Genomic DNA, 6,313 nt, shown 5'->3' with positions numbered 1-6,313 from the left:
AACACGGCCTCGTGCTCCTTCGGGGTGAGGGTGCGACTCTCCGTCTCGTTGCCCTAGCAGGCAGGCGTCTTCCCGAAGCGCCAGCCGGTGTACACTGCACGTGTGTTCTACAGCATCGTGCGTGCGGTGGTGGCCCTGGCGCTTCGGCTCTTCTACCGGGTGAAGGTGAATGCCCCGGTGACCGAGCCCGAGGGCCCGGTCATGTTCGTCGGCAATCACCCCAATGGGCTCATCGATCCGGCGCTGGTGTTCATCCTCACGCGTCGGCAGGTGACGTTCCTGGCCAAGGAGCCGCTCTTCCGGCTTCCCGTCATCGGCTGGCTGCTCAAGGGCCTGGGCGCACTGCCCGTGTACCGCAAGCAGGACGATCCGTCGCAGATGGGCAAGAACGAGGGGACGCTGGACGCGGCGCGCGGCGCGCTCGTGCAGGGGCGGGCCATCACCCTCTTCCCCGAGGGCAAGAGCCACTCGGAGCCCTCGCTGGCGGAGCTGAAGACGGGGGCGGCGCGCATCGCGCTCGGGGCGGCGAAGCAGGGAGCGCCGGTGCGCATCGTCCCGGTGGGCCTCACATACGCGGACAAGAACCTGTTCCGCAGCGAGGTGCTCATCGAGATGGGCGAGCCCATCGAGGTGCGCGACTTCCTCCCGGCGGACGCGGCGGGCGAGGGAGAGTCGGTGCGCACGCTCACCGAGCGCATCGCCGGGGGCCTCAAGTCCGTCACCCTCAACCTGGAGCAGTGGGAGGACCTGCCGCTCATCCGGCTCGCCGAGCAGCTCTACGCCTTCCGGCAGAAGGAGGCGGTGGACCCCGAGCGGCTGCGACACTGGGCGCGGGGCCTGCAACTGTTCCGCTCGGAGCAGCCCGAGCGCTTCGCGCGGGTGCGCGGGGACATGGTGTCCTTCCAGCGTCGGCTGGAGTTGGTGCGCGCGGACCCGACGGACCTCGCGCTGGAGTACCGGCCGGGCCCGGTGCTGCGCTTCGCGCTGAAGAACCTGGCGCTGGTGGGACTGGGCATGCCGCTGTTCGCGGTGGGGCTCGGGCTCTTCTACGTGCCCTACCTTTTCCCGAGGTGGGCGAGCCGCAAGGCCGAGCTGGACGTCCAGGCCACGGTGAAGTTTCTCGCGGCCCTGGTGACGGCGCTGGCGTGGTGGGTAGGGCTGACGGCGGGGGCGTGGCTGTGGCGCGGGCCCGGACTGGGAATCACGGTGGGCCAGTTGGTGCCTCCGCTGGCGATCTTCACGCTGTACTTCTCCGAGCGGTGGCAGGTGGTGCTGCGGGACGTGTCCGTGTTCTTCACCCTGGGGAGCCGCGCGCGGCTGAAGGCCCTGCTGCTCCACGAGGGCGAGCGGCTGGCGGAGGAAGTGGAGCGGCTGGCCGGGGAATACCAGCCGCGGCTGGAGCCTCCCGTCGCACCATTATCGGTAGCTGTGGTAGCAGGGCGGTGAGTGTTTCCCGGGAACGACAAGTGGCCTGAGTCCATCCAGGCGCTCTACGAGCAGGTGGCGGGCGCCAGCCCCGAGGCCGTGCTGTCCTCGCGTCCCCAGTGGACGGAGCGGCTCTCCGAGTGGGTGCGTGACGCCACGCTGGACGAGCGCGAGATGGCGCAGGCGGCCACCTGGTCCCGGCTGGACTCGGGCGCGCGTTCCCCCGGTGAGCTGCTGTTCCTGCTGGCCCACTGCGGCGAGCTGCTGTGGCCCTACTCGGAGCCGCCGAGGGAGCTGCTCCAGCGGCTGACGACGCGGCAGGCGCAGCTCGTCCAGGCGATGGCGGGCGAGGGGCGGGGCGAGGCCCTGGAGCCGCTCGTGCGCGAGGTGGACGCCGAACTCTCCAAGGTGCTGTCGCGCTACCTCAAGCGCCACCCCGAGGGGCTGGTGGCCCTGGTGAGCGGCGTGCGCTGCACGTTCGACGGGAAGGTGCTGCGCTTCAACGAGACGGTGGAGCTGGACCTGCGGACGCTGCTGGGCTCGGAGAAGCGCGTCATCGGGAGGCTCGACCAGCTCCGGGGATTGCTGCCGTACCTGCGCGAGGGCCGGGACAAGCTGGTGGCCTTCATCCGGGAGCGGGCGGCGAGGATTCCCTGGCGCGAGTGCCGCGACATCCTGGAGGAGAAGCTCTTCCAGTTGGTGGGAGCGCCGGAGCGCCGGAGCGAGCTGCGCGGCTTCCTCGGGTGCTACGCGCAGGGCAAGGGCGAGGGGCGGTGGTGCGCGCGGGCGAGCCTGCTGCTCGCCAGGAACCTCGAAGAGGGAGGACCGTTGGCGGTCATCGAGAACCTCAGTGAGCTGCTGGCGTACTTCGAGGCCCCGGTGGAGGGCCTGCGCGGCGCGCTCCAGGCGCTGGTCGTCAGCATCCACGAGGGCAAGGACCTGGAGCGGCACCGGCTGGTGGCGGACAAGTGCTGGGAGCGCCTGAAGCCGAAGGAGGAGCCCGGACTGGCGCTCGTGCTGCTGTGGCTGGAGGAACGCATCTTCCGGGTGGCGCTGCGGCAGGGCTCGGAGGATGCCTTCGAGCGCCGGAACCGGGCCCGCGAGCGGGTGCGCGAGCTGCCGGTGGTGGAGGCCCTGTGCTGGCTGGCCGAGGAGTGCGCGGACCTGTGGCCCCGCTTCGAGTCGGAGCGCCGGCCAGGAGCGGACGAGCTGACGGCGTGGAGGCAGGAGGTCACCCGGCGGTTGGTGAGGAAGCCGGTGCTCCGGAAGGCGGCCATCGAGTTCTTCCTGTGGTGCGCCCCGGACGCGGCGGCCTCCGAGGCGGAGCTGGTGACGCTGTCGCTGGTGAAGACGTCCACGGATCGGCGCCAGCTGCGCCGGCTGGGTGAGCACCCGTCCACGCGCGTGCGGTTCCGCGTGCGCGCCATCAACGCCTGGTTGGAGGCGGGGTCGGAGGCCTCGTCCGAGCCGGCGACGCCCGCGACGCTGACGGGGGCCCTGCGCCACCTGCGCGCCTCGGGAGCGATGGGGCTCGGTGGGGGCAGGACGTGGCTGCGGGACAGGGATCTCGAGGAGCTGTTGGTGGGCACGTTCGGCCGCGTGGAGCGGGACTTCTCCGCGCGCTACCCGGAGCACTTCCGGGAGGACGAGGCCTGGCTCGTCACGCGGCTGCTGGAGGAGCTGAAGCACGAATTCGAGAGCATCCGCTCGGACCTGTCCATTCTCCTGTCCCAGGGACAGCCCGTGCCGCTGGAGCTGGACCTCCAGTACCGGCGGACGCGCGTGCCCGTGGAGGGGGAGTCTCCCCAGGAGACCCCGAGGCCCACGGGAGTGGAGCTGGCCTTCGTGCTGAAGGTGGAGGTGGACGGGTTCCTCTCGACGAAGCGGGCGGTGCTCGTGCGGGCGTCGAAGCTGGAGCGGCGAGGGGAAGGGCAGTGGGCGCCGAACCTCCGGCTCGCGCGGGAGCAGGTGGACGGGCTGCTCGGACAAACGGAGTCCTCCTTCTGCCTGTTCCTGGTGCCCCCGTCGCTGCGAGCCGAGTGCTGGATGGTGCCGGCGCGGCTGGTGCGAGGGCTGATGGACGCGCAGGGCTCGCTCTCGACGGTGTCGCGAGAGGGAGCGCAGCGGGTGGCGCGCTCGCTGGCGCAGTGGATGACGTACGACCTGCTGGGCCTGTGGACGGGCGATGACCGGCCCGCCGTGCTGGAGCGGGCCGAGGAGGGCGCGGAGCGAGGCCCGGACTTCGTCGTGGAAATCTCCGTCCGCAAGGGCGGGCGGTAGGGGCTCAGTCCGACGCGCGATCGTACTGAGCCGGCCAGGTCACCTTGGCCTTGAGCTCGCGCGCCGCGTGCAGGGGCCAGTACGGGTCGCGCAGCAGCTCCCGCGCGATGATGACGATGTCCGCCTGCTCCGTGCGCACGATGTGCTCGGCCTGGAACGGGGAGCGGATCATCCCCACGGCACCGGTGGGGATGCCGGCCTCCTTGCGGACGCGTTCGGCGAACGGCGTCTGGTAACCCGGCCCGACGGGAATCTTCACGCCGGGGGCGATGGCTCCCGAGGAGCAGTCGATGAGGTCCGCCCCGTCCTGCTTCACCAGCTTCGCCAGTTCCACCGACTCCTCCAGCGTCCAGCCGCCCTCCACCCAATCGGTGCAGGAGAAGCGGACGAAGAGGGGCAGGTCCGCGGGCCACCGCTGACGCACCGCCTGTACCACCTCGCGGGTGAGGCGCACGCGGTTCTCGAACGTGCCGCCGTATCGGTCCGTGCGCTTGTTCGCCAGCGGCGAGAGGAACTGGTGCAGCAGGTAGCCGTGCGCGGCGTGGACCTCCAGCACGCGGAAGCCCGCGGCCCGAGCACGCTCGGTGGCCTCGGCGAAGGCGCGAACCACGCGCTGGAGGCCCGCCTCATCGAGCGCCTCCGGCTCCGAGTAGCCCGCATCGAAGGGCAGGGCGCTCGGCGCGACGGTCTTCCACCCCTTGGGCTCATGGGGCGCGATGGGGCCTCCTCCCTCCCAGGGACGCTGGGTGGAGGCCTTGCGCCCGGCGTGCGCGAGCTGGATGCCGGCCACGGCCCCCTGCTCGTGGATGAAGCGGGTGATCCGCGCGAGCGGCGCGATGTGCTCGTCCTTCCAGATGCCGAGGTCCTCCGGCGAGATGCGACCGAGGGCCTCCACCGAGGTGGCCTCGAAGATGACCAGCCCCGCGCCTCCGACGGCACGGCTGCCCAGGTGGACGAAGTGCCAGTCGTTCGCGAAACCGTCCTCGCTCGAGTACTGACACATGGGCGAGACGGTGATGCGGTTCTTGAGGGTCACCCCGCGCAGGGTCAGCGGGGTGAAGAGCAGACTGGCCATGGACGCTCCGAAGGTGGGTAGCGAGTCAGGTGACGTGTTTGAACAGCTTGCCGGCCATGAGCAGCGCCAGGCCGCCGAGCAGCACGGGCAGGGCGTTGAGCTCGATGGCGAAGCCCAGGCTGCTCAAGTCGGCCACCTTGCCGATGGCGGTGGGAGAGATGGCGTCGCCCAGCATGTGGATGAACAGCACGTTGAGCCCCATGGCGAAGGCGCGGAACGCCGGGGGCACGCCGTTGACGATGGCCGCGTTGATGGGGCCGCTGTTGAGGAAGATGAAGAACTGCGCCAGGAAGATGATGGCGAACATCGGCGCGAGCGAGTCCACCTTCATCGCGAGGAACATGAGGGGCGCCGCGATCAGCAGGCCCACGCCCGACATGCGCAGGCCCCCGCCCTCCATCCGCCGGTCCATCTTGTCGCCCAGCAACCCTCCGGCGAGCGTTCCCAGCAGGCCCGCCGTGGCGGTGATGGCGCCGGAGCTCAAGCCCGCGCTGCCCGGGGACATCCCGCGCTCACTCACGAGGAAGGTGGGCAGCCAGTACCCGAGTCCTCCGATGGCGAACGTCATCAGCGTGTAGCCCGCCGTGGTCCACCAGAAGGACTGGTTGTTGGCCAGTCCCTTGAGGCCCACGAGGAAGGGCAGCTTCGTCTGGGCCTCGGGCCCGTCCATGGCCCCCCGCTGGGGCTCGTGCATGAAGAACGCCATGGTGCCCAGCACGAGGCCCGGCGCGCCGCCCACGTAGAAGGCCATGTGCCACGAGTAGGCTTCGCTCAGCCATCCGCCCAGCCCGTAGCCCGCCGCCGCCCCCACGGGGATGGCGATGTAGAAGAAGGACAGCACCCGCGTGCGCTGCTGGCGCGGGAAGAGGTCGGAGATGATGGACGGGGCCACCGCTCCGTACCCCGCCTCGCCGATGCCCACGCAGGCGCGCGCCACCATCAACGCGGCGAAGGTGGTCGCCAGCCCCGAGGCCCCCGTCGCCAGGCTCCACAGCAGCACGCCAGCGGCCACCAGGTAGCGCCGCGGCAAGCGGTCCCCGAGGAAGCCGCTCACCGGGGAGGCCAGCATGAACACCAGCATGAAGAAGCTGCCCAGGTAGCCCGCCTGGGTATTGGTGAGCTGGAAGTCCTGCTTGATGAAGGGCAGGGCGACCGTGACGATGTACCGATCGAGGTAGTTGACCAGGTTGATGAGCGAGAGGATGAGCAGCGCGTAGTAGCTGTTGCGCACGGTGGATGCGGTGGTGGTGGGGCCGGCCACGGCGGAGGGGAGGCTCATGTGCGGGGGGCTCCGAAACGGTGCGCGAGCAGGCCCCAGCGCAGGCCCCGGTCACTCACCCGGCAGTGCTCGAGCCCGAGCGCGCGCACGCTCTCGAGCAGGATGAGGGCTCCGGCGGGAATCACGTCCGCGCGCTTGGGCTGGAGGCCTGGCAGCTTCTGGCGCTCGGCCTGGGGCAGCCGGCAGAGTTTGTCCGCCAGGGCTTCCAGCTCGGCGCGCGTGAGGGTGCCGCCGTGGACGCGCGCGGAGTCATA

4 protein-coding genes and 1 pseudogene are annotated in these 6,313 nt (G+C 70.7%); 2 read left to right on the top strand and 3 right to left on the bottom strand.

What is annotated here, in order from left to right; translation table 11 throughout:
* Positions 1–102 precede the first annotated feature (102 nt).
* The gene (locus VF794_RS09715) at positions 103–1,446 is read left to right on the top strand and encodes a lysophospholipid acyltransferase family protein (protein WP_331109031.1); all 1,344 of its coding nucleotides are present in this window, start codon (positions 103–105) and stop codon (positions 1,444–1,446) included.
* Positions 1,447–3,705: a hypothetical protein gene (locus tag VF794_RS09710; RefSeq protein ID WP_331109029.1), complete on the top strand. Its 2,259-nt coding sequence runs from the start codon at positions 1,447–1,449 to the stop codon at positions 3,703–3,705.
* Between the two features lie 4 nt (positions 3,706–3,709).
* Here the strand turns inward: VF794_RS09710 and VF794_RS09705 are convergent, their stop codons facing one another.
* The 3 genes and pseudogenes from VF794_RS09705 to VF794_RS09695 all read right to left on the bottom strand — a co-directional run.
* Positions 3,710–4,780: an NADH:flavin oxidoreductase/NADH oxidase gene (locus VF794_RS09705; protein ID WP_331109027.1), complete on the bottom strand. Its 1,071-nt coding sequence runs from the start codon at positions 4,778–4,780 to the stop codon at positions 3,710–3,712.
* Between the two features lie 25 nt (positions 4,781–4,805).
* Positions 4,806–6,059, bottom strand: coding sequence for an MFS transporter (locus tag VF794_RS09700; RefSeq protein WP_331109025.1), 1,254 nt, complete (start codon positions 6,057–6,059; stop codon positions 4,806–4,808).
* Positions 6,056–6,313, bottom strand: a pseudogene (locus VF794_RS09695) (Ppx/GppA family phosphatase); the annotation flags it as partial. The pseudogene VF794_RS09695 and the gene VF794_RS09700, both read right to left, overlap by 4 nt.

Source organism: Archangium sp., from assembly GCF_036389735.1.
In the GTDB taxonomy this organism is placed as follows: Bacteria; Myxococcota; Myxococcia; order Myxococcales; family Myxococcaceae; genus Archangium.
This window is presented reverse-complemented; position numbering and strand designations above follow the sequence as displayed.